The sequence below is a fragment of the Roseateles sp. GW821-FHT09G09 genome, assembly GCF_059415965.1.
On the sequence record NZ_JBWKOG010000015.1, the window covers coordinates 1 to 26,095 of the forward strand.

40 protein-coding genes and 2 tRNA genes are annotated in these 26,095 nt (G+C 63.9%); 37 read left to right on the plus strand and 5 right to left on the minus strand.

Annotated elements, in window-relative coordinates:
* The 33 genes from AC07O8_RS26515 to AC07O8_RS26675 all read left to right on the plus strand — a co-directional run.
* Positions 1–93: EF-Tu C-terminal domain-related protein (locus AC07O8_RS26515; RefSeq protein ID WP_495050954.1), on the plus strand; the 93-nt coding region annotated here is incomplete at its 5' end.
* 134 nt (positions 94–227) lie between these two features.
* On the plus strand, positions 228–542 hold the full coding sequence (gene rpsJ / locus AC07O8_RS26520) for a 30S ribosomal protein S10 (protein ID WP_067278868.1): 315 nt from the start codon (positions 228–230) through the stop codon (positions 540–542).
* 306 nt (positions 543–848) lie between these two features.
* Positions 849–1,520: a 50S ribosomal protein L3 gene (gene rplC / locus AC07O8_RS26525; protein ID WP_297524273.1), complete on the plus strand. Its 672-nt coding sequence runs from the start codon at positions 849–851 to the stop codon at positions 1,518–1,520.
* Positions 1,520–2,140: a 50S ribosomal protein L4 gene (rplD, locus tag AC07O8_RS26530; protein WP_495050922.1), complete on the plus strand. Its 621-nt coding sequence runs from the start codon at positions 1,520–1,522 to the stop codon at positions 2,138–2,140. The genes rplC and rplD overlap by 1 nt, the downstream gene beginning before the upstream one ends.
* Complete coding sequence (rplW, locus tag AC07O8_RS26535) at positions 2,137–2,451, plus strand: 50S ribosomal protein L23 (RefSeq protein WP_297524275.1); 315 nt, start codon at positions 2,137–2,139, stop codon at positions 2,449–2,451. The genes rplD and rplW overlap by 4 nt, the downstream gene beginning before the upstream one ends.
* Positions 2,451–3,275 carry a 50S ribosomal protein L2 gene (rplB, locus tag AC07O8_RS26540; protein ID WP_297524276.1) on the plus strand — a complete coding sequence of 275 codons (825 nt, stop codon included), beginning with the start codon at positions 2,451–2,453 and terminating at the stop codon, positions 3,273–3,275. Before rplW ends, rplB begins: the two co-directional genes overlap by 1 nt.
* A gap of 13 nt (positions 3,276–3,288) precedes the next feature.
* Positions 3,289–3,567, plus strand: coding sequence for a 30S ribosomal protein S19 (rpsS, locus tag AC07O8_RS26545; protein WP_058933599.1), 279 nt, complete (start codon positions 3,289–3,291; stop codon positions 3,565–3,567).
* An 11-nt stretch (positions 3,568–3,578) separates the two neighbouring features.
* Complete coding sequence (rplV, locus tag AC07O8_RS26550; RefSeq protein WP_067283213.1) at positions 3,579–3,908, plus strand: 50S ribosomal protein L22; 330 nt, start codon at positions 3,579–3,581, stop codon at positions 3,906–3,908.
* Positions 3,909–3,923: 15 nt separating this feature from the next.
* Positions 3,924–4,733, plus strand: a complete 810-nt coding sequence (gene rpsC, locus AC07O8_RS26555) for a 30S ribosomal protein S3 (protein WP_297524277.1) — start codon at positions 3,924–3,926, stop codon at positions 4,731–4,733.
* Between the two features lie 12 nt (positions 4,734–4,745).
* A complete protein-coding gene (rplP, locus tag AC07O8_RS26560; RefSeq protein ID WP_297524278.1) occupies positions 4,746–5,162 on the plus strand; it encodes a 50S ribosomal protein L16 in 417 nt (138 codons plus the stop codon).
* Positions 5,163–5,176: 14 nt separating this feature from the next.
* Positions 5,177–5,374 carry a 50S ribosomal protein L29 gene (rpmC, locus tag AC07O8_RS26565; protein WP_088404614.1) on the plus strand — a complete coding sequence of 66 codons (198 nt, stop codon included), beginning with the start codon at positions 5,177–5,179 and terminating at the stop codon, positions 5,372–5,374.
* Complete coding sequence (rpsQ, locus tag AC07O8_RS26570; RefSeq protein ID WP_067278841.1) at positions 5,371–5,640, plus strand: 30S ribosomal protein S17; 270 nt, start codon at positions 5,371–5,373, stop codon at positions 5,638–5,640. The genes rpmC and rpsQ overlap by 4 nt, the downstream gene beginning before the upstream one ends.
* A 162-nt stretch (positions 5,641–5,802) precedes the next feature.
* Positions 5,803–6,312: a peroxiredoxin gene (locus AC07O8_RS26575; protein ID WP_495050955.1), complete on the plus strand. Its 510-nt coding sequence runs from the start codon at positions 5,803–5,805 to the stop codon at positions 6,310–6,312.
* A gap of 258 nt (positions 6,313–6,570) precedes the next feature.
* Positions 6,571–6,939, plus strand: coding sequence for a 50S ribosomal protein L14 (gene rplN / locus AC07O8_RS26580; protein WP_058933605.1), 369 nt, complete (start codon positions 6,571–6,573; stop codon positions 6,937–6,939).
* 25 nt (positions 6,940–6,964) lie between these two features.
* Positions 6,965–7,282 (plus strand): 50S ribosomal protein L24, encoded by a 318-nt coding sequence (gene rplX / locus AC07O8_RS26585; RefSeq protein ID WP_067278835.1) that lies wholly within the window; start codon positions 6,965–6,967, stop codon positions 7,280–7,282.
* Between the two features lie 10 nt (positions 7,283–7,292).
* Positions 7,293–7,832, plus strand: coding sequence for a 50S ribosomal protein L5 (gene rplE / locus AC07O8_RS26590; protein ID WP_067278833.1), 540 nt, complete (start codon positions 7,293–7,295; stop codon positions 7,830–7,832).
* A gap of 8 nt (positions 7,833–7,840) precedes the next feature.
* Entirely contained in the window at positions 7,841–8,146 is a 306-nt protein-coding gene (rpsN, locus tag AC07O8_RS26595; protein ID WP_067065192.1) for a 30S ribosomal protein S14, read from the plus strand.
* A gap of 23 nt (positions 8,147–8,169) precedes the next feature.
* The gene (gene rpsH / locus AC07O8_RS26600; protein WP_058933609.1) at positions 8,170–8,565 is read left to right on the plus strand and encodes a 30S ribosomal protein S8; all 396 of its coding nucleotides are present in this window, start codon (positions 8,170–8,172) and stop codon (positions 8,563–8,565) included.
* 18 nt (positions 8,566–8,583) lie between these two features.
* Positions 8,584–9,117: a 50S ribosomal protein L6 gene (rplF, locus tag AC07O8_RS26605; RefSeq protein ID WP_495050923.1), complete on the plus strand. Its 534-nt coding sequence runs from the start codon at positions 8,584–8,586 to the stop codon at positions 9,115–9,117.
* A gap of 11 nt (positions 9,118–9,128) precedes the next feature.
* Entirely contained in the window at positions 9,129–9,488 is a 360-nt protein-coding gene (rplR, locus tag AC07O8_RS26610; RefSeq protein WP_067278827.1) for a 50S ribosomal protein L18, read from the plus strand.
* 18 nt (positions 9,489–9,506) lie between these two features.
* A complete protein-coding gene (gene rpsE / locus AC07O8_RS26615; protein ID WP_067278825.1) occupies positions 9,507–10,025 on the plus strand; it encodes a 30S ribosomal protein S5 in 519 nt (172 codons plus the stop codon).
* A gap of 16 nt (positions 10,026–10,041) precedes the next feature.
* Positions 10,042–10,224: a 50S ribosomal protein L30 gene (gene rpmD, locus AC07O8_RS26620; protein WP_088385516.1), complete on the plus strand. Its 183-nt coding sequence runs from the start codon at positions 10,042–10,044 to the stop codon at positions 10,222–10,224.
* A 25-nt stretch (positions 10,225–10,249) separates the two neighbouring features.
* On the plus strand, positions 10,250–10,681 hold the full coding sequence (gene rplO / locus AC07O8_RS26625; protein ID WP_297524281.1) for a 50S ribosomal protein L15: 432 nt from the start codon (positions 10,250–10,252) through the stop codon (positions 10,679–10,681).
* Positions 10,682–10,707: 26 nt separating this feature from the next.
* On the plus strand, positions 10,708–12,018 hold the full coding sequence (secY, locus tag AC07O8_RS26630; protein ID WP_088404618.1) for a preprotein translocase subunit SecY: 1,311 nt from the start codon (positions 10,708–10,710) through the stop codon (positions 12,016–12,018).
* Positions 12,019–12,138: 120 nt separating this feature from the next.
* Complete coding sequence (rpmJ, locus tag AC07O8_RS26635; RefSeq protein WP_058933616.1) at positions 12,139–12,252, plus strand: 50S ribosomal protein L36; 114 nt, start codon at positions 12,139–12,141, stop codon at positions 12,250–12,252.
* Between the two features lie 36 nt (positions 12,253–12,288).
* Positions 12,289–12,654, plus strand: coding sequence for a 30S ribosomal protein S13 (gene rpsM, locus AC07O8_RS26640; RefSeq protein WP_088404620.1), 366 nt, complete (start codon positions 12,289–12,291; stop codon positions 12,652–12,654).
* Between the two features lie 26 nt (positions 12,655–12,680).
* Entirely contained in the window at positions 12,681–13,085 is a 405-nt protein-coding gene (gene rpsK / locus AC07O8_RS26645; protein ID WP_088404621.1) for a 30S ribosomal protein S11, read from the plus strand.
* A 258-nt stretch (positions 13,086–13,343) separates the two neighbouring features.
* Positions 13,344–13,967 (plus strand): 30S ribosomal protein S4, encoded by a 624-nt coding sequence (gene rpsD / locus AC07O8_RS26650; protein ID WP_495050924.1) that lies wholly within the window; start codon positions 13,344–13,346, stop codon positions 13,965–13,967.
* Positions 13,968–14,108: 141 nt separating this feature from the next.
* On the plus strand, positions 14,109–15,101 hold the full coding sequence (locus AC07O8_RS26655) for a DNA-directed RNA polymerase subunit alpha (protein WP_067278809.1): 993 nt from the start codon (positions 14,109–14,111) through the stop codon (positions 15,099–15,101).
* 92 nt (positions 15,102–15,193) lie between these two features.
* On the plus strand, positions 15,194–15,583 hold the full coding sequence (gene rplQ, locus AC07O8_RS26660; protein ID WP_495050925.1) for a 50S ribosomal protein L17: 390 nt from the start codon (positions 15,194–15,196) through the stop codon (positions 15,581–15,583).
* 210 nt (positions 15,584–15,793) lie between these two features.
* On the plus strand, positions 15,794–17,674 hold the full coding sequence (gene dsbD, locus AC07O8_RS26665; RefSeq protein ID WP_495050926.1) for a protein-disulfide reductase DsbD: 1,881 nt from the start codon (positions 15,794–15,796) through the stop codon (positions 17,672–17,674).
* A 67-nt stretch (positions 17,675–17,741) separates the two neighbouring features.
* A tRNA-Met gene (locus AC07O8_RS26670) sits at positions 17,742–17,818 on the plus strand.
* 119 nt (positions 17,819–17,937) lie between these two features.
* Positions 17,938–18,014: transfer RNA gene (locus AC07O8_RS26675), tRNA-Met, on the plus strand.
* 46 nt (positions 18,015–18,060) lie between these two features.
* Here the strand turns inward: AC07O8_RS26675 and selD are convergent.
* The 4 genes from selD to AC07O8_RS26695 all read right to left on the minus strand — a co-directional run bounded on the left by selD (position 18,061) and on the right by AC07O8_RS26695 (position 21,013).
* Positions 18,061–19,137, minus strand: a complete 1,077-nt coding sequence (selD, locus tag AC07O8_RS26680) for a selenide, water dikinase SelD (RefSeq protein WP_495050927.1) — start codon at positions 19,135–19,137, stop codon at positions 18,061–18,063.
* A gap of 11 nt (positions 19,138–19,148) precedes the next feature.
* On the minus strand, positions 19,149–19,787 hold the full coding sequence (locus AC07O8_RS26685; protein ID WP_495050928.1) for a tRNA-uridine aminocarboxypropyltransferase: 639 nt from the start codon (positions 19,785–19,787) through the stop codon (positions 19,149–19,151).
* A 7-nt stretch (positions 19,788–19,794) separates the two neighbouring features.
* A complete protein-coding gene (locus tag AC07O8_RS26690) occupies positions 19,795–20,679 on the minus strand; it encodes a ProQ/FINO family protein (RefSeq protein WP_495050929.1) in 885 nt (294 codons plus the stop codon).
* Between the two features lie 130 nt (positions 20,680–20,809).
* The gene (locus tag AC07O8_RS26695; protein ID WP_082938792.1) at positions 20,810–21,013 is read right to left on the minus strand and encodes a hypothetical protein; all 204 of its coding nucleotides are present in this window, start codon (positions 21,011–21,013) and stop codon (positions 20,810–20,812) included.
* Between the two features lie 201 nt (positions 21,014–21,214).
* Here AC07O8_RS26695 and AC07O8_RS26700 point away from each other — a divergent pair, with 201 nt between their 5' ends.
* Positions 21,215–21,775 carry a thymidine kinase gene (locus AC07O8_RS26700; RefSeq protein WP_495050930.1) on the plus strand — a complete coding sequence of 187 codons (561 nt, stop codon included), beginning with the start codon at positions 21,215–21,217 and terminating at the stop codon, positions 21,773–21,775.
* Positions 21,776–21,812: 37 nt separating this feature from the next.
* On the opposite strand, the gene AC07O8_RS26705 is transcribed toward AC07O8_RS26700, so the two are convergent.
* Entirely contained in the window at positions 21,813–22,049 is a 237-nt protein-coding gene (locus AC07O8_RS26705; protein WP_067278790.1) for a hypothetical protein, read from the minus strand.
* A 344-nt stretch (positions 22,050–22,393) separates the two neighbouring features.
* Between AC07O8_RS26705 and AC07O8_RS26710 the strand changes: the two genes are divergently transcribed.
* From AC07O8_RS26710 to AC07O8_RS26720, 3 genes are all read left to right on the plus strand, one after another.
* Positions 22,394–22,933: a GAF domain-containing protein gene (locus AC07O8_RS26710; protein ID WP_495050931.1), complete on the plus strand. Its 540-nt coding sequence runs from the start codon at positions 22,394–22,396 to the stop codon at positions 22,931–22,933.
* A 269-nt stretch (positions 22,934–23,202) separates the two neighbouring features.
* Positions 23,203–24,237 (plus strand): branched-chain amino acid ABC transporter permease, encoded by a 1,035-nt coding sequence (locus tag AC07O8_RS26715; RefSeq protein ID WP_495050932.1) that lies wholly within the window; start codon positions 23,203–23,205, stop codon positions 24,235–24,237.
* Entirely contained in the window at positions 24,224–26,095 is a 1,872-nt protein-coding gene (locus AC07O8_RS26720; protein ID WP_495050933.1) for a branched-chain amino acid ABC transporter ATP-binding protein/permease, read from the plus strand. The genes AC07O8_RS26715 and AC07O8_RS26720 overlap by 14 nt, the downstream gene beginning before the upstream one ends.

Sequence of the window (26,095 nt, forward strand, 5' to 3'; positions counted from 1 at the left end):
GCTCCGATCGCCATGGAGCAGGGTCTGCGCTTCGCCATCCGTGAAGGCGGTCGTACCGTCGGCTCGGGCGTCGTGGCCACCATCATCGAGTAACTCTTTTGCTGGTACCCGTCGGGTACCGGTGAGGCGTGCCACCCGCTTCGGCGGGTGGTGCGTCCCCAGCTCGGCGGCGCCATCGCTGCCTCCGCGATGCCTCAGGCATTGCGTCGCTCTTTGAAGGAAAAGTCATGTCTACCAAGCAAAAGATCCGCATCCGGCTGAAAGCCTTCGATTACAAGCTGATCGACCAATCGGCGCTGGAAATCGTGGAAACCGCCAAGCGCACCGGCGCGATCGTCAAGGGTCCCGTGCCCCTGCCGACCCGCAAGGAGCGTTTCGACATCCTGCGTTCGCCGCACGTCAACAAGACGTCGCGTGACCAGTTTGAAATCCGCACCCATCAGCGTCTGATGGACATCGTCGACCCGACCGACAAGACGGTCGACGCGCTGATGAAGCTGGACCTGCCGGCCGGCGTGGACGTCGAGATCAAGCTGCAGTAATGCGGCCAGGCGCCGGGTGATCCGGCACCTTCCCAAGAGGCGACCTTCCGGTCGCCTTTTTCTTTATGCGCCGACGGTAGCTGGCTTGCGGTGTGGTCAGGGTTGACGCTATACTCCGCAGCTTTTCCGCGCCGGGATTCCTGGTGCGGCTTCGTCGTATCGCCGTCGAAGAGGTCTGGGGCCTTTACCCCTGTCCTCGTCGAAGGAGCGGTGCTTGTCGGCCCGGCCAACCGATGTCGGGTGTGTGAAATGACTTCAGGTGCGCGGCGGTGTCTCCGCTGGTGCATTCGGGGTCAGGAGAAAACCATGAGTCTTAGCAATCGTCTCGGATTGCTGGGCCGCAAGGTGGGCATGATGCGTGTGTTCACGGTCGACGGTGATACCGTCCCCGTGACCGTGCTGGACGTGTCCAACAACCGCGTGACCCAGATCAAGACCGAAGAAACCGACGGCTACAGCGCCATCCAAGTGACGTATGGCGCCCGCAAGGCGTCGCGCGTCACCAAGCCGCAGGCGGGTCACCTCGCCAAGGCTGGTGTTGAAGCCGGTGAAATCATCAAAGAATTCCGCGTGGATGCTGCGGTCGCTGCCGAATACAAGGCTGGCGCTCAAGTCCCCGTGACGCTGCTCGCCGCCGGCCAACTCGTCGATGTGCAAGGCACCTCGATCGGCAAGGGCTTCGCAGGCACCATCAAGCGCCACAACTTCGGTTCGCAGCGCGCTTCGCACGGTAACAGCCGCTCGCACAACGTTCCTGGCTCCATCTCGATGGCGCAGGATCCGGGTCGCGTGTTCCCGGGCAAGAAGATGTCGGGCCACCTCGGCGACGTCACCGTGACCGTCCAGAACCTGGATGTCGTCCGTATCGACGAAGCTCGCCAGCTGGTGCTGGTGCGCGGAGCCGTTCCTGGCGCGAAGGAAGGATTCGTCGTGATCCATCCGGCCGTCAAGGTCAAGGCCAAGAAGGGAGCCAATTGATGCAACTCGAGCTCCTGAATGAGCAGGGTCAGGCAACGTCGAAGGTCGACGCTCCCGACACCCTTTTCGCTCGTGATTACAACGAAGCCCTGGTGCACCAGGTGGTCGTGGCCTATCAGGCGAATGCCCGCCAAGGCACTCGCGCCCAGCTGACCCGCGCTGAAGTCCGTCACTCGACGAAGAAGCCGTTCCGTCAGAAGGGCACCGGCAACGCGCGTGCTGGTATGACGTCCTCGCCGCTGTGGCGTGGGGGCGGCCGCATCTTCCCGAACAAGCCTGACGAGAACTTCTCGCACAAGCTGAACAAGAAGATGTACCGCGCCGGCATGGCCGCGATCCTGTCGCAGCTGGCCCGCGAAGGCCGTCTGGCCGTGGTCGATTCGATCTCGATCGAAGCACCGAAGACCAAGCTGCTGGCCGCCAAGCTGAAGGGCATGGGCCTGGATCACGTCATGGTGATCTCCGACCAAGTGGATGACAACCTCCTGCTCGCCTCGCGCAATCTGCCGAACGTGCTGGTCGTCGAGCCGCGTTATGTCGATCCGCTGTCGCTGGTCTTCTACAAGAAGGTCCTGGTGACGAAGGCCGCGATCGAGCAACTGAAGGAGATGCTGGCATGAGCGCGCCCAAGTTTGCTGATGGCCGTCTGGCCAAGGTGCTGCTCGCTCCGATCGTGTCCGAAAAGGCCACGATGGTTGGTGAAAAGCACAACCAAGTCCTGTTCAAGGTCTTGCGTGACGCCACGAAGCCCGAGATCAAGGCCGCTGTTGAACTGATGTTCAAGGTCGAAGTCGATGCGGTGAACGTCGTCAACGTCAAAGGCAAGACCAAGCGCTTCGGTGGCCGTCAGGGCCGTCGCGACCACGTCAAAAAGGCGTACGTGTCGCTGAAGGCTGGCCAGGAGCTCAACTTCTCCGGGGAGGCTGCGTAATGGCCGTCGTTAAAGTCAAGCCGACTTCGCCTGGCCGTCGTGGCGTGGTGAAGGTGGTGCACAAGCACCTGCACAAGGGCGCTCCCGAGGCTTCGCTGCTGGAGCCCCAGAAGCAGAATTCTGGCCGCAACAACAACGGCCACATCACGATGCGCCACAAGGGCGGTGGTCATAAGCACCACTACCGTGTGGTGGACTTCCGTCGCAACAAGGATGGAATCCCGGCGAAGGTCGAGCGCATCGAGTACGACCCGAACCGCACGGCCCACATCGCCCTGGTGTGCTACGCCGATGGCGAGCGTCGGTACATCATTGCTCCGCGCAACCTGGAAGTCGGTTCGACGCTCCTGAGCGGCGCCGAAGCCCCGATCAAGGTTGGCAACACGCTGCCTATCCGCAACATCCCGGTGGGTTCGACGATTCACTGCGTGGAATTGCTGCCGAGCAAGGGTGCTCAGATTGCCCGCTCTGCTGGTACTTCTGCGGTGCTGATGGCGCGTGATGGTTCGTACGCCCAGATCCGTCTGCGCTCCGGCGAAGTCCGCCGCGTGCACATCGACTGCCGTGCCACCATCGGTGAAGTGAGCAACGAAGAGCACAGCCTCCGTCAGTACGGCAAGGCCGGCGCCATTCGCTGGAAGGGTATTCGCCCGACCGTGCGTGGTACCGCCATGAACCCGGTCGACCACCCGCACGGTGGTGGCGAAGGTCGTACGGGTGAAGGTCAGGCCCCTGTGTCGCCGTGGAACACCCTGACGAAGGGCTACCGCACTCGCAACAACAAGCGCACGCAGACTTTCATCGTCTCGCGTCGCAAGAAGTAAGGGGTAGACCAACATGGCTCGTTCCCTCAAGAAGGGTCCCTTTGTGGACCATCACCTGATGGCCAAGGTCGACAAGGCTGTTGCCATCAAGGACAAGAAGCCCATCAAGACCTGGTCGCGCCGCTCGACGATCCTGCCCGAGTTCATCGGTCTGACGATCGCCGTGCACAACGGCAAGCAGCACGTTCCGGTCTATGTGTCTGACCAGATGGTCGGCCACAAGCTGGGTGAATTTGCTCTGACCCGTACCTTCAAAGGCCATCCGGCCGACAAGAAGGCCGGGAAGAAGTAAGGATGGCGACGATGGAAACCAAAGCAATCGTTCGTGGCGTCCGCCTCTCGTTTGATAAGGGTCGCCTGGTGGCGGACCTGATCCGCGGCAAGAAGGTGGACCAAGCGCTGAACATCCTCGAGTTCACCCAGAAGAAGGCCGCGCTGATCATCAAGAAGGCGCTGGAATCGGCGATCGCCAATGCCGAGCACAACGACGGTGCCGACATTGACGAGCTGAAGGTCACTTCGATCTACGTGGAGCAGGGCACCACCCTGAAGCGGTTCTCCGCGCGCGCCAAGGGCCGCGGCAATCGCATCAGCAAGCCGACCTGCCATATCTACGTGACCGTCGGCCACTGAGCCTGAAGGAAGACTATGGGACAGAAAATTCATCCGACTGGCTTCCGCCTGCCCGTCACCCGTAACTGGGCGTCGCGCTGGTACGCGAACAACCAGAACTTCGCCACCATGCTGGCCGAAGATCTGCAAGTGCGCGAGTTCCTGAAGGCCAAGCTGAAGAACGCCGCCGTTTCGCGCATCCTGATCGAGCGTCCGGCCAAGAACGCCCGCATCACGATCTACTCGGCGCGTCCGGGTGTGGTGATCGGCAAGAAGGGCGAGGACATCGAAAGCCTGAAGGCCGAGCTGACCAAGCGACTGGGCGTGCCCGTCGCCGTGAACATCGAGGAAGTGCGCAAGCCTGAAATCGATGCTCAGCTGATCGCCGACTCGATCACCCAGCAGCTCGAAAAGCGCATCATGTTCCGCCGCGCGATGAAGCGCGCGATGCAGAACGCGATGCGTCTGGGTGCTCAAGGCATCAAGATCATGTCCGCCGGCCGTCTGAACGGCATCGAAATCGCTCGCACCGAGTGGTATCGCGAAGGTCGTGTGCCGCTGCACACCCTGAAGGCGGACATCGATTACGGCTTCTCCGAAGCCAAGACCACCTACGGCGTGATCGGCGTCAAGGTGTGGGTGTACCGCGGTGACCGCCTGGCAAATGGCGAAGCCCCCGTGATCAACACCCCCCCGGGTGCCGAAGATGATCGTCGTCCCCGTCGCAACGCCCGTCCGGGCGCGCCGGGTGGCCGCGGTCGTGGCGACAAGCCTGCCGAAGGCGGCGACAAGCCTGCTGCGAAGCGTGTGGTGCGCAAGCCCGCCGCTGACGGCGGCCAGGCGTAAGGAGAACTCAACATGCTGCAACCCGCTCGTCGCAAATACCGCAAGGAGCAAAAGGGCCGCAACACTGGTGTTGCGACCCGCGGCGCGACCGTCGCTTTCGGTGACTTCGGTCTGAAGGCCACCGAGCGCGGCCGTATCACGGCTCGTCAGATCGAAGCGGCTCGCCGTGCCATCTCGCGTCACATCAAGCGCGGTGGCCGGATCTTCATCCGCATCTTCCCGGACAAGCCGATCTCGCAAAAGCCCGCCGAAGTCCGTATGGGCAACGGCAAGGGCAACCCGGAGTACTACGTGGCTGAGATCCAGCCCGGCAAGGTGCTCTACGAGATCAACGGCGTGCCTGAGGCTCTGGCGCGCGAGGCGTTCACGCTGGCCGCTGCCAAGCTGCCCCTGCGCTGCACCTTCGTGGCCCGCCAGCTCGGCGCCTGATTGGAGAACACCCCATGAAAGCATCTGAACTGCGCGCGAAAGACGTGGCTGCCTTGAAGAAGGAAGTCACCGATCTGCTGAAGGCCCACTTTGGTCTGCGCATGCAAAAGGCGACGCAACAACTGACCAACACTTCGGTGTTGGGCAATACGCGTCGTGACATCGCACGCGCCAAGACCATCCTGGCCGAGAAGAAGGGAGCCGCGAAATGACGCAAGCTCAAGAGAAGAACACCCGCACCCTGATCGGTCGCGTCGTCAGCGACAAGCGCGCCAAGACGATCACCGTGCTGGTTGAGCGCCGTGCCAAGCACGAGCTCTACGGCAAGATCGTGGCCCGTTCCCGCAAGTACCACGCCCATGACGAAAATGGCGAGTACAAGATGGGCGACGTGGTCGAGATCGCCGAAGGCCGTCCGCTCTCGAAGACCAAGAGCTGGGTCGTGACCCGCCTGGTCCAGAAGGCTCAGCTGGTCTGATCGCCAATGTCGCGCGTCGAGCGCGACGTGTGCCACGAGCGGGAAACCGTGTCGTGGCCGGAAATGGCTGGAACATCGGAATTCCCGGTGTCCAGCCATTTTTCATTTTTCGCGGCACACTCTGCCGCTTTCATTCACCGACAACAGAATCAGGAGCACGACATGCTGAAAGTGGGCGATCGGCTGCCGGCCGGCAATCTGCAGGAGTTCATCGAGGTCGAGGGCGAAGGTTGCTCGCTCGGCCCGAACAGCTTCGACATCGAGAAGCTGACCGCGGGGAAGACTGTGGCGATCTTTGCACTGCCTGGCGCGTTCACACCGACTTGCTCTGCCCAGCATGTTCCGGGCTACGTCGCGCAGGCTGAAGCGCTGAAGGCTGCGGGCGTGGATGAGATCTGGTGTGTCTCCGTCAACGATGCATTCGTGATGGGTGCCTGGGGGCGTGAGCAGAAGACGGCGGGCAAGGTTCGCATGATGGCCGACGGCAGCGCGACGTTCACCCAGGCGGCCGGCTTGACGCTCGACCTCGTCGCGCGCGGCATGGGTCTGCGCTCGCAGCGCTACTCGATGCTGGTCAAGGATGGCGTGGTCAAACACCTCAATATCGAAGCGCCGGGCAAGTTCGAGGTCAGCGACGCCGGAACGCTGCTCAAGCAGGCGCAGTCGCTCTGAGGCGCAACAACATCAGTTGACAGGCGGATTGTGCTTGCCGCATAATCCGCAGCTTCGCCGAATGGTGGCTCCGTCGCTCGACGGGTCCTGTGACCAGCGCACAGGGCAGCAGCCTTCGGTTCTAGGTTTCTTGCCCATTTAGGCCAGACGCGGGTCGCCGCAAGGTGACAGGTGATTGGCTTACGGGCCCAAGACTGACCGCTTTCTGGATGGCTGCGATGGTCGCAGTTGCCTGAGCGGGAAAAGTTGGGGACAGACATGATCCAAATGCAATCGCGACTCGACGTCGCGGACAACACTGGCGCCAAGTCCGTCATGTGCATCAAGGTGCTTGGTGGTTCCAAGCGTCGCTATGCACATATTGGCGACATCATCAAGGTCAGCATCAAGGAAGCTGCGCCGCGTGGACGCGTCAAAAAAGGCGAGGTCTACAACGCGGTGGTCGTGCGCACTGCCAAGGGTGTGCGCCGCCAAGACGGCTCCCTGGTCAAGTTCGACGGCAATGCCGCCGTGCTGCTGAACGCCAAGCTGGAGCCCATCGGCACCCGGATCTTCGGCCCGGTCACGCGTGAACTGCGTACCGAGCGCTTCATGAAGATCGTGTCGCTGGCGCCTGAGGTGCTCTAAGCCCCGCTCAGACAAAGGTATTGCCATGAACAAGATTCGCACAGGCGACGAGATCATCGTCCTGACCGGCCGCGACAAGGGTAAGCGCGGCACCGTGACGCTGCGCGTGGACGCTGACCATGTCGTCATCGACGGCATCAACGTCGTCAAGAAGCACGTCAAGCCGAACCCGCTGAAGGGTACGACCGGCGGCATCGTCGACAAGTCCATGCCCATCCATCAATCCAACGTGGCGATCTTCAACGCCGCTTCCGGCAAGGCCGATCGCGTGGGCATCAAGCTCGGCGCCGACGGCAAGCGGGTGCGCGTGTTCAAGTCGACCGGCGAAGAGATCAAGGCCTAAGGGGTAAGACATGGCTCGTTTGCAAGAGTTCTATCGCGAGAAGGTCGTCCCCGGTCTGACCGAGAAGTTCGGCTACAAGTCCGTGATGGAAGTGCCGCGCATCACCAAGATCACGCTGAATATGGGTGTGAGCGAAGCGGTCGCTGACAAGAAGGTCATGGATCACGCCGTGGGCGACCTGACCAAGATCGCTGGCCAGAAGCCTGTGGTGACGAAGTCGAAGAAGGCGATCGCCGGCTTCAAGATCCGTGACGGCGTGCCTATCGGCTGCATGGTGACCCTGCGTGGCGCCACGATGTACGAATTCCTGGACCGTTTCGTGACCGTGGCCCTGCCGCGCGTGCGTGACTTCCGCGGTATCTCGGGTCGTTCGTTCGACGGTCGCGGCAACTACAACATCGGCGTCAAGGAACAGATCATCTTCCCCGAAATCGAATACGACAAGGTGGATGCTCTGCGTGGTCTGAACATCAGCATCACGACGACGGCCAAGACGGACGACGAAGCCAAGGCACTGCTGGCTGCGTTCAAGTTCCCGTTCAAGAACTGAGGTGACCCGTGGCAAAACTCTCGATCAAGCAACGTGAGCTGAAGCGCGCCCAACTGGTCGCCAAGTACGCGAAAAAGTACGCGGAACTGAAGGCCATCATCGACGACAGCAAGAAGTCGGACGAAGAGCGCTATCTGGCCCGCCTGGAGCTGCAGAAGCTGCCCCGCAACGCCAACCCGACCCGCCAGCGCAACCGCTGCGAGCTGACCGGTCGCCCCCGTGGCACGTTCCGCAAGTTCGGCCTGGCACGTAACAAGATTCGTGAGCTGGCCTTCAAGGGCGACATCCCCGGTGTCGTCAAGGCCAGCTGGTAATCGGCAGGTTTAGGAGATTTCGTATGAGCATGAGTGATCCTATCGCCGATATGCTGACCCGCATTCGCAACGCCCAGAGCGTTGAGAAGGCCAGCGTCGTGATGCCTTCGTCGAAGCTGAAGGTCGCGATCGCCAAGGTCCTGAAGGATGAAGGCTATATCGATGATTTCGCGGTGCGTGGCGATGCTGCCCGCCCCGAGCTCGAGATCGCGCTGAAGTATTACGCCGGCCGTCCGGTGATCGAGCGCATCGAGCGCGTGAGCCGTCCCGGCCTGCGCATCTACAAGGGCCGCCACGATATTCCCCAGGTCATGAATGGCCTGGGTGTGGCGATCGTCACCACCCCGAAGGGCGTGATGACCGACCGCAAAGCACGTCAAGCCGGTGTCGGCGGCGAAGTGCTCTGCTACGTCGCATAAGCCAAGGAGAGACAGACAATGTCCCGCGTTGGAAAAATGCCGGTCGTCCTCCCGCAAGGCGTGGAAGTGACGATCAGCGCTGAGAAGATCAGCGTCAAGGGTACCCAAGGTACCCTGTTCGTGGCCGTCAACCCGCTGGTTACGGTCAAGCTCGAAGGCGGCAAGCTGACGTTCGTTCCGGTCAACGAATCGGCTGAAGCCGATGCGATGAGCGGCACGATGCGCGCCTTGCTGGCCAACATGGTCAACGGCGTCAGCAAGGGCTTCGAAAAGAAGCTGAACCTGGTCGGCGTGGGTTTCCGCGCCCAAGCCCAGGGCCAGAAGCTGAACCTGCAGATCGGGTTCTCGCACCCGGTCGTCAAGGACATGCCGGCTGGCATCAAGGTCGAATGCCCGACCCAGACGGAAATCCTGATCAAGGGTGCCGATCGCCAGGTCGTCGGTCAGATCGCCGCTGAAGTGCGCGCGATCCGTCCGCCGGAGCCCTACAAGGGCAAGGGCATCCGCTACGCCGACGAAAAGGTCTCCCTCAAAGAGACCAAGAAGAAGTAAGGAGCCGCGCCATGCTGAACAAGAAGGAACAACGCCTGCGTCGTTCGCGTCAAACGCGTGCTCGCATCGCCCTGCAGCGCGTGGCCCGTCTGACGGTCTTCCGCTCGAACCTGCACATCTACGCCTCGGTCATCTCCGAAGACGGTCAGCGCGTGCTGGCTTCCGCCTCGACCGCCGAGAAGGAAGTCCGCACCCAGCTGTCCGGCAAGGGTGGCAACGTGGCCGCCGCGAGCCTGATCGGCAAGCGCATCGCCGAAAAGGCGAAGGCCGCTGGCGTCGAGAAGGTGGCTTTCGACCGTTCGGGCTTCGCTTACCACGGCCGTGTCAAGGCCCTGGCTGAAGCCGCTCGCGAAGCCGGCCTGCAGTTCTGACGCTCAAAGGATTAGGAAATGGCAAAGTTTCAACCCCGCGCTCAGACCGAAGGCAACGACGACGGCCTGAAGGAAAAGATGATTGCGGTCAACCGCGTCACGAAGGTTGTGAAGGGCGGCCGCACGCTGTCCTTCGCTGCGCTGACCGTGGTCGGTGACGGCGATGGCCGCATCGGCATGGGCAAGGGCAAGGCCAAGGAAGTTCCGGTCGCCGTGCAAAAGGCGATGGAATCGGCCCGCCGCAACATGGTCAAGGTCCAGCTGCGCAACGGCACCATCCAGCACAACGTGGTGGGTGAGCACGGCGCTGCGCACGTGATCATGGCTCCGGCTCCGGCTGGTACCGGCGTGATTGCCGGCGGCCCGATGCGCGCTGTCTTCGAAGTGATGGGCGTGACCGACATCGTGACCAAGAGCCACGGTTCGACCAACCCTTACAACATGGTTCGTGCCACGCTGGACGCGCTCAAGCGCTGCTCCACGCCTGCCCAAGTGGCAGCCAAGCGCGGCAAGACGGTTGAAGAAATCTTCAACTGAGCGCCAGGAGATCGAGATGTCTGAAAAGAAAACGCTCACGGTCAAGCTGGTCCGCAGCCCGATCGGCTGCCGCGCGGATCATCGCGCGACGGTCGTCGGCCTGGGTCTTCGCAAGCTGAACAGCACGAAGACGCTGGAAGACACGCCGGCGGTCCGCGGCATGATCAACAAGATCGCCTACCTGGTGCAGGTGCTGTAAGCACGGCATCGACGAGGAACACAAGATGCAACTCAATACCATCAAGCCCGCCGCTGGTGCCAAGCACGCCAAGCGTCGCGTGGGCCGTGGCATCGGCTCCGGTCTGGGTAAGACCGCCGGCCGTGGCCACAAGGGACAGAAGTCGCGTGCCGGTGGCTTCCACAAGGTCGGCTTCGAAGGCGGTCAAATGCCGCTGCAACGTCGCCTGCCCAAGCGTGGTTTCAAGTCGCTGGCTCGTCCGTTCAATGCGGAAGTGACGCTGTCGGAACTGAACCTGCTGACCAGCGAAGAGATCGACCTGCTGACGCTGAAGGCTGTCGGCCTGGTGTCCGAGCTGGCCAAGTCTGTCAAGGTCATCAAGTCCGGCGAAATCACCCGCAAGGTGAGCATCAAGGGTCTGGGCGTGACGGCTGGCGCGAAGGCGGCGATCGAAGCCGCCGGCGGCTCCGTCGCTTGATCAGCCAAGCACAGGACTAGGCAGCAGTGGCAAGCAACGCATCACAGTTGGCCAAGAGCGGCAAGTTCGGTGACCTGCGTCGCCGCCTTGTGTTCCTGGTGCTCGCGCTGGTCGTCTACCGTGTCGGGGCTCATATCCCTGTGCCCGGCATCGATCCGACGCAGCTCCAGCAGCTGTTCAAGGGTCAGCAGGGCGGGATCCTGAGCCTGTTCAACATGTTCTCGGGCGGTGCGCTGTCGCGCTTCACCGTCTTCGCGCTGGGCATCATGCCCTACATCTCGGCCTCGATCGTCATGCAGTTGATGACGTACGTGGTGCCGAGTCTGGAAGCGCTGAAGAAGGAAGGCGAGGCGGGTCGCCGCAAGATCACGCAGTACACCCGCTACGGCACGCTGGGCTTGGCGATCTTCCAGAGCTTGAGCATTGCTTTCGCTCTGGAGAGCTCGCCTGGTCTGGTGCTGAGCCCGGGCTTCGGATTCCGCATCACTGCGGTGACGAGTCTGGTGGCTGGCACGATGTTCCTGATGTGGCTGGGTGAGCAGATCACGGAACGTGGCTTGGGCAATGGCATCTCGATCCTGATCTTCGGCGGTATCGCTGCAGGTCTGCCGGGCGCCATCGGTGGTCTGCTCGAACTGGTGCGTACCGGTGCGATGAGCGTGATCTCCTGCCTGCTCGTGATCGCGATCGTCATCGGCGTGACCTACCTGGTCGTGTTCGTTGAGCGTGGTCAGCGGAAGATCCTGGTCAACTATGCCAAGCGGCAGGTTGGCAACAAGGTCTACGGCGGTCAGAGCTCGCACCTGCCGCTGAAGCTGAACATGTCGGGCGTGATTCCGCCGATCTTCGCGTCGTCGATCATCTTGCTGCCGACCACGCTGGTGAGTTGGTTTGCGACCGGTGACAGCATGCGCTGGTTGAAGGACATCTCGGACGCGCTGCGTCCAGGACAACCGATCTATGTGCTGCTGTATTCGGCCGCGATCGTGTTCTTCTGCTTCTTCTACACGGCACTGGTGTTCAACAGCCGCGAGACTGCTGACAACCTGAAGAAGAGCGGTGCGTTCATCCCCGGGATCCGTCCTGGAGACCAGACGGCTCGACACATTGACAAGATCCTGTCCCGGCTGACGCTGGCGGGTGCGGTGTACATCACCGGCGTGTGTCTGCTGCCTGAGTTCCTGACGCTGAAGTACAACGTCCCGTTCTACTTCGGGGGCACCTCGCTGTTGATCATCGTGGTCGTCACGATGGACTTCTGGGCGCAGGTCCAGTCCTATGTGATGAGCCAGCAGTACGAGTCGCTGCTGAAGAAGGCCAGTTTCAAGGCCAACTGAAGTCCCTGGGCAAACAGAATATTTGTGTAGTGCTCGCATCGTGTTCCGGGCGAAGTGAGCTTTTTAGCAACCCCCGGATCAACGCTGATTGAGCGAACAGAGTAGGTCAAGGAGCAGACCATGAAAGTTTCGGCATCTGTCAAGAAGATGTGCCGCAATTGCAAGATCATCCGTCGTAATGGCGTGGTGCGTGTGATCTGTACCGATCCGCGGCACAAGCAGCGCCAAGGCTGATTGGCCTAACGACTGCAAGCGAATTAGAGGACGCACATGGCACGTATTGCTGGTATCAACATTCCGCCGCACAAGCACACGGAGATCGGTCTGACTTCGATCTACGGCATTGGCCGTACGACCGCGCAGAAGATCTGCAACAGCTGCGGTATCCCGCTGGACAAGAAGGTCAAGGACCTGAACGACTCCGATCTGGAAAAGATCCGTGAGGAAGTCGGCCGCCTGACCATCGAGGGCGACCTGCGTCGCGAGATGTCCATCAACATCAAGCGCCTGATGGACTTGGGTTGCTATCGTGGCTTCCGCCATCGTCGCGGCCTGCCGGTGCGCGGCCAGCGTACCCGCACGAATGCTCGCACCCGCAAGGGTCCGCGCAAGTCGGCGGCGACCGGCAAGAAGTAATCCGCGGCATCTGAAGAAAGCTAACCATGGCAAAAGCACCCAATAACCAGGCTGCCCAGCGCGTTCGCAAGAAGGTTCGCAAGAACGTTGCCGACGGTATCGCCCACGTCCACGCTTCGTTCAACAACACCATCATCACGATCACTGATCGCCAAGGTGGTGCTCTGTCTTGGGCCTCGTCGGGCGGCCAGGGCTTCAAGGGTTCGCGCAAGTCGACTCCCTTCGCTGCCCAGGTGGCTGCCGAAGTGGCTGGCCGCGCTGCTCAAGAGCAAGGCATCAAGAACCTGGACGTCAAGATCAAGGGCCCGGGCCCGGGTCGCGAATCGTCGGTGCGCGCTCTGGCTGCGCTCGGCATCCGCATCAACTCGATCTCTGATGTGACGCCGGTCCCGCACAACGGATGCCGTCCGCAGAAGCGCCGCCGCATCTAAGCGGTTGCGCTGAACGGTCGCGATCGGTGCGATAATCTCCGGTTCGTTCAGAACATGCCGGCTGGCGCGAGAGCGCCAGCCGGCCGTTTTGCTGAGGGGCTGTAATGCCGCCTCAGCAGGTGTCGGCTGAAACGTCGACCCGGTTGAAGTCCCAGACTTCTTGAAGCCCACCGTCCGAGCCTACAAAAACACTGGCCGGACTCGCGCGTTGCACGGAATGTCTCCGAGCTCGCGTCAGATTGATGAAGGACACGCAAAGTGGCACGTTACCTCGGCCCGAAGGCCAAACTTTCCCGCCGTGAAGGCACCGACCTGTTCCTGAAAAGCGCCCGCCGCGCCATCAGCGACAAGGCCAAGTTCGACACGAAGCCTGGCCAGCATGGCCGCACGTCGGGCCAACGCACGTCCGACTTCGGTCTGCAGCTGCGCGAAAAGCAGAAGGTCAAGCGCATGTATGGCGTGCTGGAGCGTCAGTTCCGCCGCTACTTCGCTGAAGCCGAGCGTCGCAAGGGTTCGACCGGTGTCAACCTGCTGGTCCTGCTGGAATCGCGCTTGGACAACGTCGTCTATCGCATGGGCTTCGGCTCGACCCGCGCGGAAGCCCGCCAGCTGGTCTCGCACAAGAGCATCACCGTGAATGGCGAAGTCGTGAACATCGCTTCCTATCTGGTGAAGGCTGGTGACGTGGTCGCCGTGCGTGAAAAGGCCAAGAAGCAGCTGCGCATCGTCGACAGCCTGAAGCTGGCCGAGTCGATCGGTCTGCCGGCCTGGGTGGCGGTTGACGCGACCAAGCTGGAAGGCATCTTCAAGAAGACGCCGGATCGCGACGAGTTCGGCGCCGAGATCAACGAGTCGCTGATCGTTGAGTTGTACTCGCGTTAATTCTTTCGTGCCTGCCGAGCGGCCCTGCAAGGGCCTGCTCGGCTTTTCCTCGTCCGGGTATCGCCAGCTGTTGAGGGCGTGCCTGGTTGGTCCCTCAGCCTTATCGGTGTAACGAACCGAGGGTATTGAAAGAAAGACCTCATGCAAACGAATTTGCTCAAACCCAAATCCATCACTGTGGAGCCCCTGGGCGGTCATCGCGCCAAGGTGATCCTGGAGCCGTTCGAACGCGGCTATGGCCACACGCTGGGCAACGCCCTGCGTCGCGTGCTGCTGTCCTCGATGGTGGGTTATGCGCCGACGGAAGTGACGATCGCGGGCGTGCTGCACGAGTACTCCGCCATCGACGGCGTGCAGGAAGATGTGGTCCACATCATGCTGAACCTGAAGGGCGTGGTGTTCCGTCTGCACAACCGTGAGGAAGTGACGCTGGTCCTGCGCAAGGAAGGCGAAGGCCCGGTCACGGCCGCCGACATCCAGACCCCGCACGACGTCGAGATCATCAACCCCGATCACGTCATCGCCCACCTGTCGCAAGGCGGCAAGCTGGACATGCAGATCAAGGTCGAGAAGGGTCGCGGCTACGTGCCCGGCAACATGCGCCGCTACGGCGACGAGCCGACCAAGGCCATCGGCCGCATCGTCCTGGATGCCTCGTTCAGCCCGGTGAAGCGCGTCAGCTACGCCGTCGAGAACGCGCGCGTCGAGCAGCGTACCGACCTGGACAAGCTGGTCATGGAGATCGAGACCAACGGCGCGATCTCCCCCGAGGAAGCGATCCGCGCTTCGGCCAAGATCCTGGTCGAGCAGATGGCCGTCTTCGCGCAGCTGCAGGGTACCGATCTGGTCGACGTGTTCGACCAGGCGCCGGCCGCCCGTTCCAGCAGCTTCGATCCGATCCTGCTGCGTCCGGTCGACGAGCTTGAGCTGACCGTGCGCTCGGCCAACTGCCTGAAGGCCGAGAACATCTATTACATCGGTGACCTGATCCAGCGTACCGAGACCGAGCTGCTGAAGACTCCGAACCTGGGTCGCAAGTCGCTGAACGAAATCAAGGAAGTGCTCGCCTCGCGCGGCCTGACCCTGGGTTCGCGTCTCGAGAACTGGCCGCCCCAAGGTCTCGACAAGCGTTGATTTTTTGAAAGAGGACGGGTCTGACGATCCGTCCGGTGCCCCCGGCAGTACCTGATCCGGCTGCTGGCAATAACTGAAGGAAGGAAAGCACCATGCGCCACCGTAACGGCCTCCGTAAACTGAACCGTACCAGCGAGCATCGCGCCGCGATGTTCCGCAACATGGCGGTCTCGCTGCTGAAGCACGAAGCGATCAAGACCACGCTGCCCAAGGCGAAGGAACTGCGTCGAATCGTCGAGCCGCTGATCACCCTGGCCAAGGAAGCGACTGTCGCGAACCGCCGCCTGGCGTTCGATCGCCTGCGCGACCGCGACATCGTCGTGAAGCTGTTCAACGAACTGGGCCCGCGTTTTGCGACCCGTCCGGGCGGCTACACCCGCATCCTGAAGATGGGCTTCCGCGTCGGCGACAACGCCCCGATGGCGTATGTCGAACTGGTGGATCGTCCTGACGCCGCCGAAGGCGAAAGCGCTGCTGAATAAGCAGCGACTCGCTTGCACGCGACAAAGGCCAGCAGCAATGCTGGCCTTTTTTCTTTTGTGTCCGCGATACGCGCAACGCGGGCAGGGCATGGCGCCTGTCCAACGTCAGGCGGCCCCGCTTGGCGCTAAGCTTCGCGCCTTTCCGACCTCCTGGCGACACGAGCCTGACCGGCTCGCACATGCCCCGCGTTCATGACTCCCATTGCCCAGATGCGACGCCTGCTGCCGACGCTCTTCCTGCTGCTGACGCTGGCTTCGGCCTTCCTCGCCGGACCGGCGCGAGCCGACGAGTTCCTCGATCCCGAGCAGGCCTTCAAGATCGACGTTCAACTGACCGGTGATCGCGAGTTCCAGGTGAACTTCACGATCGCGCCCGGTTATTACATGTATCGCGACCAGTTCAAGCTGGACGCCACCGATGCGAAGTTCGGCGACATCGCTTGGCCGGCCCCGAAGCGAAAGTTCGATGAAACCTTCCAGAAGGAGGTCGAGACCTATCGCGATCACCTGAGCATCAAGGTGCCCGTGGAGGCGCTCGCCGCCGGGCCGCTGAAACTGGTGCTGACAGGGCAGGGATGCGCGGACAAGGGTCTGTGCTATCCGCCAATGAAGAGCCAGTTGACTTTGGGCCTGAAGGGTTTCGGGGGCGATGGCGCGGTGAAGATCGGTGCGGCGCCGGATGCGCTCAGCGGCTTTGGCATTGCAAACGCCGTGGCGTCTACTTCTGCCGAGGTGTCGCCGGTGAAGGCGGCAGAAGACGCGCAGACGCAACCTGCGAAGTCGTCGGTCGGGTCGCCGCTCGACGATGTGCTCGCGTCCGGTCGGCTGTGGTTGGTCATCGGCGCGTTCTTCGCCGCCGGCGTCCTGCTGTCGCTCACGCCCTGTGTCCTGCCGATGTTGCCGATCCTGTCCTCGATCATCGTCGGTCAGGGCGAGGCACCCTCGCGGGCCAGGGGGTTCTTCCTGGCATTCAGCTACTCGCTTGGCATGGCGTTGCTCTATACCGCGCTGGGCGTCGCGGCGGGGCTGGCTGGCGGCGGCTTGGCTGCCTATCTCCAGAAGCCCTGGGTGCTGACCCTCTTCGCGCTGCTGCTGGTCGGCTTCTCGCTGTCGATGTTCGGCGTCTATGAGATCCAGTTGCCGAGTCGCTTCACCGGTGGCGTGTCGGGCGCGACGCAGCGTCTGCCCGCCGGCAAGTTCTTCAGCGTGTTCGTCATGGGCGGCTTGTCCGCGTTGATCGTCAGCCCCTGCGTCGCCGCGCCCTTGGCAGGCGCGCTGCTCTACATCAGCCAGACCGGCAACGTGGCGATCGGTGGACTGGCGCTGTTCGCGCTCGCTTGGGGCATGAGCGTGCCCCTGCTACTCCTGGGGCTCTCGGCGGGCACGCTGTTGCCCCGTGCTGGCGCGTGGATGGAGACGGTCAAGTACTTCTTCGGTCTGCTGTTGCTCTCGGTGGCGCTGTGGATCGTCCAGCCGGTGCTGCCGCCGGTGGTCGCGCAACTCTTCTGGGGGGCGCTGCTGGTTGCTGTCGCGGCGCTGCTGGGGCTTTTCCAGCGTACCGAAGGCAACACGCCTCGCGTGTGGTTGCGCAAGAGCGCAGCGATTGCGGCATTGGTGTTTGGCGTTGCACAGTTCATCGGCGTCGCCGCTGGCGGGACGGACACTCTGAAGCCGCTGGCCGGCATCGGCGGAGCCGGCAAGGCCGCCGGCGTTGCGGCGACCGCAGAGACCTCCGCGGTCAGCTTCCGAAAGGTCGCGACGGTCGCCGAGCTTGACGAAGCCTTGCGCAGCGCCGGCAGGCCCGTCATGCTGGATTTCTATGCGGATTGGTGCGTGTCGTGCAAGGAGATGGAGCGCTTCACTTTCACCGATGCACGTGTGCAGGCCAAGCTGGCCGGCGCGCTCCTGTTGAAGGCCGACGTCACCGCGAACAACGCCGGCGATCGCGACCTGCTGAAGCGCTTCAAGCTCTTCGGCCCGCCTGGCACGATCTTCTTCAACGCGAAGGGCGAAGAGCTGACCGGTGTTCGCGTCATCGGCTTTCAAGATGCAGAGCGCTTCCTGCAATCGTTGCAGGCAGCGGGGCTTTGATTCTGGAAAGACTGTCGCCAAAAGTTGAAGCGATGGTCCTTTCCGTGCTACACTCTCCTTCTTCAGTCGCGGGGTGGAGCAGTCTGGTAGCTCGTTGGGCTCATAACCCAAAGGTCGTAGGTTCAAATCCTGCCCCCGCAACCAGAACATTGAACGCTGTCATCGGACAGCGTTGTTGGACGGAACGACAGCCGACAAGGCTTGTGCAATCCGGCCGACGAAACGGCAGATCAGCGGCAGCGCTGATTGCCACGCGGTACAGCCGCGGGGTGGAGCAGTCTGGTAGCTCGTTGGGCTCATAACCCAAAGGTCGTAGGTTCAAATCCTGCCCCCGCAACCAATCAAACAAGGGCCCTCATGCGAGGGCCCTTTGTTTTTTCCGCACATCAATTGACTTTCAGCCGCGCGTCGTCGTCGGGTTCGACCAGGCGACCAATGACCGTGGCCGCGTTGAAGCCGTGTCGCGCGAAGACTTCCAGCACGCGGTCGACGCTCTTTGGTGTGCATGACACGAGCAGGCCGCCACTGGTCTGCGGGTCGCTGAGCAGTGCCTGCGTCTCCAACGGCAGCGAGGCAGAGAGCGCGATTTCGGCGCCATAGGCGGACCAATTGCGCCCGGATGCTCCGGTGATCAGGCCCTCGGAGGCCAGTGATTGGACGCCCTCGAGCAGGGGCACTGCCGCCCAATCGATCTCGATCCCGCAGCGCGATCCGCGCGCGATCTCAAGTGCGTGCCCTGCCAGCCCGAAGCCGGTCACATCGGTCAATGCGTGCACGCCATCGAGTGCCGCCAATTCCGGCCCGGGCGTGTTCAGCTGGGTGGTCGTGTCCAGCATCCGCCGGTATGACGCATCGTCAAGCCTGCCCTTCTTCAGCGCTGCCGACATCACACCCACACCGAGCGCCTTGCCCAGCACGAGCACATCACCGACCCTGGCGTCTGCATTGCGCTTGACGCGTGAGGGATGCACCAATCCCAGTGCCACCAGTCCATAGATCGGCTCCACGGAATCGATCGTGTGTCCACCGGCGATCGGAATGCCCGCCAGGCGACAGACGGAGGCGCCGCCTTCGAGGATCCGTCCGATCGTCGTGGCGCTCAACACCGCGATCGGCATGCCGACAAGGGCCAGCGCCATGATGGGGCGACCGCCCATCGCGTAGACGTCGCTGATCGCGTTGGTTGCGGCGATGCGGCCGAAGTCGTACGGATCGTCGACGATCGGCATGAAGAAATCGGTTGTGGCCACCAGCGCCTGCTCATCGTTGAGCTGATAGACCGCCGCGTCGTCGGCGGTTTCGATGCCGACGAGCAATTCCTTTGGAATTGGCAATCCGCCTGTGCCCTTGAGGATTTCCGACAGCACGCCGGGTGCGATCTTGCAGCCGCAGCCCCCGCCGTGCGACAGCGAGGTCAATCGTGGCTCGGAGGCTGGGGATGGCGTGACAGGGGTGGTGTTCATGGCGTCGCAGCTTACTCCGCGCGGTGGACGAGGTGGGTGGCGGCAGGGCTAGGAGCCAAGCGCCGCTGCAGCGCAACGAAGTCATCCATGGCCTGCCACAGTGGCGCATAACGGACCTCGTCATCGTCGATCGCCGCCAATGCCAAGGCGCAGGCTTCCAGCGTGCTGCGCTGGGAGTCGGCTTGGGCCCGGCGGATGCTGTAGCGCGAAGGCGGTGGTGCCTCGAGGGCGAACCGCGTCAGCGTCTGCAGCCAAGGGTTCAGGGCGAGCAACCGCCGACTGCGGCGCCAAGTGCCATCAAGCACCACCAGCGTTGTGGAAACGGCGCTCGCGACCGTCGAGGCCTCGCGTTGCGGCAGCGAGCGGATAGGCGCGTTATCCGGTGTCCGTGGATAGAGCAGGACCAGACCCTCGACGGATCGCGGTGGGTCGAAGCGCTCACCGACGCGCAACTCGACGCGAGACAAGCACCGCGCCAGCAATGCGGCCGTGCCTTTTGCCTGCACGGCCTCGTCCGGGTCCTGGAGGATGAGCAACGCCGAGCGGTTGTCGACTCGGCGCACACAGGCGCACCAGCAAGCGATGAGCGGCCGCCCGCAGCGCTCGCAGAGGCGGCGTCGGCCGCTCAGTCCACCACGGGTGGCGGACATCGAGGGTTCAGCGTGGTTGCCGCGGGGGTCTGCGCCCGTCGTTCGGGCGACCCGGACCGTCGCGACGCGGCCGGTCTCCCCGATCCCCACGTGGGCCTTGGCCCGGTCCACCAGGCTGGCCCTCGCCACGCGGGCCGCCACGGCGATGGTCGCCGCCGCGGGGCGGTCCGTCGTTGCGTTCCGCCCTCGGCGGCTGCTGCGCCTCTTCTTCGCGTGCCACCTTCAACTGGGCATCCAGCTGTTCCTGTGTCAGGCCTTTGAGCGCGCAGAAGTTGGCCGGCGTGAGCGTCGTGCGCGAGAAGTCGCGCAGCAGTTGGGCGCGCTCCTGACGACCACGATCCTCCTCGGCGCGGCGGGCCTCGGTGACGCCGCGGCGACGGGTCAGCTCTTCCTGCGCGGCCACTCTGTGTTCGTCGCTGAGTTCCCCTGCCGGTTGACCGTCGAGATCGAAACGGGTCTTCGCGCGGGTCAACGCGATCAGGTAGCCGGTGCCCCCCGTGTAGCGGCGCAGGAAGGCCGACAACTGGGCCTTGGTGAACTGGCCCGGCGCGCGCTGCTGGATGTCGGATTGGACGCGCAGCTTCAGCGGCTTCGCGCCGCCGGCAAACAACGCCGGGAACAGCGCCTTCAGCTTGGCCGCGACGGCCTGGACGTCGACACGACCACCGTCGGCTGCCTTCGCCTGGCCAGGTGCCGCGTCGCTGGGAGCGGCATCGCCGGATTCGGCGCTCGCGCCGGCCTCGTCGGAGGCGTCGTCCGCTTCGAGGGCGGGCGACAACGCCTCCGGCACGGCGGCCGTCGGGGCGGCCTCAGTGGTCTCGGTGGCGGGAGCCTTCTGATCGGGGAACTCGGGAGAGGTCACTTCGCCTTGCGGCGGGGTGCTGGAGGGCATGCATCAAGCGGCGCGGGGCCGGCCTTCGGGGAAAAGGGGGGATTGTGCCCATAGCCGCGCGGGCGTGGCAATTCGCGCCGATCGACGGAAGTCGCCCGTCCTGCCTGAGGACGCCTTCCGGCAGGGGGAATCAGGTCTTCGGTTCGCAGGCGGGCTTGCAGACCAGCTCGGTCCGGCCCAGGATCCGCTTGGACTGGAGGCTGCTCGGCGGCCGATGGCGACCGCACTTGAAGCAGGAGCGGGTCTGACCGCTGCCCTGGAACGGCGACCCCCCCAGCTTGGAGGCATAGCGCAGGCCGTCATCCCGAACGGCGGTGCAGGTGTCTTTGCTCATGGTCTCGCTTCGCTTGGCGCTCTTGGTCGCACCGGCGGGTTCGTGTCCCGTCGGCGCATCGATTCCCTCGCGTTCAATAGTAGGTGGGGCGTATGACGCCCCGCTACATCGCTTGCCCGGGGGTAAAAGCACGGTCCGACGAACGGTGGCGTTTACGCCGACAATCGCCCGCTTGCCCCACCGCCCGGGCGTCCGAGAACCATGGCCAAACTGTTTTTCCGCTACGCCGCGATGAATGCCGGCAAGTCCACTGCCCTGTTGCAGGTGGCGCACAACTACGAGGAGCGCGGACACACGGTCCGCCTGTTCACCGCCGGTGTCGACGACCGCTACGGCAAAGGGATGGTCACGTCGCGGCTGGGTCCGCAGCGGGTGGCGGAGGTGTTCAACGGCGAGACGGATTTCCGAGCGCTGATCACGCAGTCGCCGGGCATCGCCTGCGTCCTCGTCGACGAGGCGCAGTTCCTGACGAAGGAACAGGTCTGGTCGCTCCACGAGATCGCGCACATGCGCCATGTGCCCGTCATCTGCTACGGATTGCGGACGGACTTCCGCGGAGAGCTGTTCACCGGATCGGCGGCGCTGCTGGCCCTTGCCGACGAGATGGACGAGATGAAGACCATCTGCGACTGTGGCCGCAAGGCCACGATGAACATGCGTGTCGACGCCACCGGTCGCAAGCAGACCGAAGGGGCGCAGGTAGAGATCGGCGGCAACTCCCGTTACCGCGCGGTCTGTGGACGCTGCTTCAGGGCGTCCTGAGGACAAGGCATCCCGAGGACGCCCGGCAAGCCGGGGCTTACTTCTTGGTCAGCTGCTCTTCCAGTTCCTTGCAGGAAGGAGCGCAGACTGGCTGGGACTTGCCCAGCAGCTTGCGGGACTTCAGCAGCGCCCGAGGACGATGCTTGCCGCAGAGGAAGCACGACATGGTTGCCGCGCCAAACGAAGAGGTTGCCGCGAACGGCGAACCTGGAGCTTTAGAGCGATAGCGCAGACCATCGGCTTCGATGGTCGTCTTGGTCGTATCCTTGGCCACGCTGTTCCTGATCCTGATAAGAGTTTGAAATGCCGCGCCGCCCGTCCCAAGTTCCCCCCAGGGACAGACGGCGAAACCCGTATTTTCCTATAAGCCGGAGCCTCCCCGTACCGGGGCATCGCTAATGACCTCGCGCGAAGGTCGCCCGAATCGGCTCCAAGAGACATTCGTCGCAGCGGTCGGCGCCTGTGTTCCCCCTCTGGCGGACATCCGTTCGAAGGCACTTGGCGCGATCTAGGGAAAACACCTAGAATGCCGCCGCGCCGTTTCAACGTGGCGTCAACAACAAGGACACACAGGGAGCGAGCGCAGCGATGGAAAGGATCGAAGGGCTGTTTGCCGCCATGAGGGCGGCCAGTCAGGAAATGGAATGGCCGGCGACGGAGGCCCGCGACAGCGGCCTGGACGCCGCCATGGAAAGCGCCGGCGAACTGGCCGAGCGCTATGCGCAGGCCGTCAGCGAGGCGCTGTGCGACTACTTCCGCAGCTCGCACGCCAGCCTGTGGCTGCTGGACGGCGAGCCGGGCGACCACCGCCTGCGTTGCCTCGGCGCGCATGCCGTCGACGGCGCGAGCAGTCAGATTGCCGTCTGCGAGCAGCGCGCCTATCCGGGCTATTTCGACGCCTTGCTGTCCGACGGCGTCTTCAACTGCGCCGATGCCCAGGCCGATCCGCGACTGAGTGCCCTGCAACCGCCGCCCACCTGGCGCGCGATGCTGGACATGTCCGGCCAGATCAACGGGAAGACCTTCGGCGTGATTGCGCTCGGGCAGCGCGATGCGGCCCGTGTCTGGACGAAGCGCGAGGAGCTCGACCTGCGCCGCGCCACCGCGAAGGCCTGCCTCCACCTGCACGCGCTGCGGGCCGAGCTCGAGACCGTCTGACCTGACCGCCCCGCTGCCAGGGGGGCATGTGAAGAGACCGTCCAGGCCTCAGAACCAACTTCGACCGACCGGTCGGATTAATGTCTTGCGAAATGTCAATGCGGCATCCACTGACGGACGGCTGAGGGCTTCCCGCTAGAGTCGGTCGCCACACGTCCCATGGACGACCAACCCCCGGGCGACGGCCTTCGGAGCGGTCGCGACGGCGCCGGCATGCATCGGCGACGCGCGGTCAACGGCCTTTGCCCGGCACCACGACAGGAGACAAGGTGGACGGGGCGATTGCAAGCATCCTGGTGCTGGACGGGGTGACCAACGGCGCGATCTACGCGTTGCTGGCACTGGCCCTGGTCCTGGTCTTCGCGGTCACGCGGGTGATCTTCATCCCGCAAGGGGAGTTCGTCGCGTTCGGCGCGCTGACGCTGGCGGGACTGCAGCTCGGGCACACGCCGCTGACGATTCATTTCCTGATCGGGATGGCGCTGCTGGTGGCGGTGCTGGACCTGATCGCAGCCGCGCGTTCCGGACGGATCGCCGCCGCCTGCGGGGGCATCGCGTTGCGGGCGCTGCCCGGCGTCGCGATCGGGCTCTGCGCGCTCTGGCTCGCGCCCATGAAGCTGCCGCTGGTGGCGCAGGCGCTGTTGACGCTGGCGATCGTGACGCCGATGGGTGGCCTGCTGTACCGGCTGGCCTACCAGTCGCTGGCGGATGCATCGGTGCTGGTGCTGCTGATCGTCTCGGTCGGCGTGCACTTCGCGTTGACTGGCCTTGGCCTGGTGTTCTTCGGTGCCGAGGGCTCGCGCAATCCGAGCTTCTGGGATGCCAGCTATTCGGCCGGACCGCTGATGTTCTCGGGCCAGACGCTGATCATCGTGATGGCCTCGGCCGCGCTGATCGTCGCGTTGTGGCTGTTCTTCGAGAAGAGCCTCTACGGGAAGGCGCTGCGCGCGACCGCGGTGAACCGGCTCGGCGCCCGACTCATGGGCATCTCCAGCACCTCGGCAGGCCGCTTGTCCTTCACGCTCGCTGCCTTCATCGGCGCGCTGTCGGGCATCCTGATCAGCCCCACCACGACGATCTTCTACGACAGCGGCTTCCTCATCGGCCTGAAGGGCTTCGTCGCCGCCGTCTTCGCAGGCCTGTCGAGCTATCCGGGCGCAGCGCTCGGCGCGTTGCTGGTCGGCCTGATCGAATCGTTCAGCTCCTTCTGGGCCAGCGCCTTCAAGGAGGTCATCGTCTTCACCTCCATCCTGCCGGTGCTGTTGTGGCGCAGCTGGCGCGACCCGCACCATGAGGAGCATTGACGTGGCCTCCGATCGATCCGCCGCCGTGAAGGCCGACGCCACGCCCGTTTCCGCCGTGGCCCCCTCCGCCGCCTCTCATCCATGGGTGCGACGCGCCGTGCCGGCGCTGCTGCTCGCCGTGCTCGCGGTGCTGCCGCTGCTGCCCGTGCCCGAGTTCTGGATCACGCAGCTGAACTACATCGGCATGTTCGCGCTCGTCGCGTTGGGCCTGGTGCTGCTGACCGGCGTCGGCGGCCTGACCTCGTTCGGCCAGGCCGCGTTCGTCGGCGTCGGCGCGTATGCGACCGCCTTGCTGAGCGCGCGCTACGGGCTGTCGCCGTGGATCGGCCTGGCCGCGGGGATCGTGGTCACCTTGGGCATCGCGCTGGTGCTGGCCTTGATCACGCTGCGGATGTCGGGGCATTACCTGCCCTTGGCGACGATCGCCTGGGCGCTGAGCCTGAACTTCACCATCGCCAACCTGGAGTCGCTGGGCAAGTACGACGGCCTGCTCGGCGTGCCGACGATCACGGTGTTCGGCGTCAGCCTCGCCGACGGTCGCGCGATCTACTACCTGATCTGGCTGTTCGCGCTCCTCGGCGCCCTCGCCGTGCGCAACCTGCTGGATTCGCGCCCTGGCCGGGCGATCCGGGCGCTCGGCGGCGCGACGGTGATGGCCGAATCGATGGGCGTGTCGACCTTCCGCTACAAGGTCGTGATCTTCCTGATCGCCGCGCTGCTGGCGTCGATCTCGGGGTGGTTGTTCGCGCATGTCCAGCGCACCGTGAACCCGAGCCCCTTCGGCCTGAAGATGGGCATCGAATACCTGTTCATGGCCGTCGTCGGCGGCGTGTCGAGCGTGTGGGGCGCCTTCGTCGGCGCGGGCGTGTTCAAGATCATCGAGGACCAGCTCAAGGAATTGCTGCCCGCGCTGCTCGGCAGCAACGGCAACTTCGAGATCATCGTGCTCGGTGTCGTGCTGGTGCTGATGCTGAAGTACGCGCCCCGGGGTCTCTGGCCGTCGCTGCAGATGGCGCTGGCGCGGTGGTGGCCCGCGCGTCCGCGGGAGCGGAACTGGGACGGGGCGGCGCCGCTCGCGTCGCGTCCGAAGCCGGCCGCCGGCTCCGTGCTGCTGAAGGTCGACAAGTTGCGCAAGCAGTTCGGCGGACTGGTCGCGGTGAACGATGTCAGCTTCGAACTGCGCGCGGGCGAGATCATGGGCCTGATCGGCCCGAATGGCGCCGGCAAGTCGACGACCTTCAACCTGGTCTCCGGCGTGCTTCCCGCGACCGGCGGCGAGCTGCGCTTCGCCGGCGAGCCCATCACCGGCCTGCCGGCCCGCCAGATCGCGCGGCGCGGCATGTCGCGGACCTTCCAGCACGTGAAGATGATCGCGGACATGACCGTGCTCGAGAACGTCGCGCTCGGCGGCTACCTGCGCTCCCACAGTGGCACCGCGCGGGCGATGCTGCGGCTTGATCGCGCGGAGGAACGGCGTCTCTTCGCCGAGGCCGAGCATCAGCTGCGCCGCATCGGCATGCAGGACCACGTGCACGAGCTGGCCGGCAATCTGGCGCTGGGGCCGCAACGGCTGATGGAGATCGCGCGGGCGCTGTGCAGCGACCCCTCGCTGCTGCTGCTCGACGAGCCCGCCGCGGGGCTGCGCCACAAGGAGAAGCAGGCGCTGGCGGCCGTGCTGCGCCAGCTGCGCGCCGAGGGCATGAGCATCCTGCTGGTCGAGCACGACATGGACTTCGTGATGGGGCTGACGGACCGCATCGTCGTGATGGAGTTCGGCACCAAGCTGATCGAGGGCACGCCCGACGAGGTGCAGGCCAGCCCCGAGGTGCGCGCGGCCTACCTGGGAACGGAACACTGA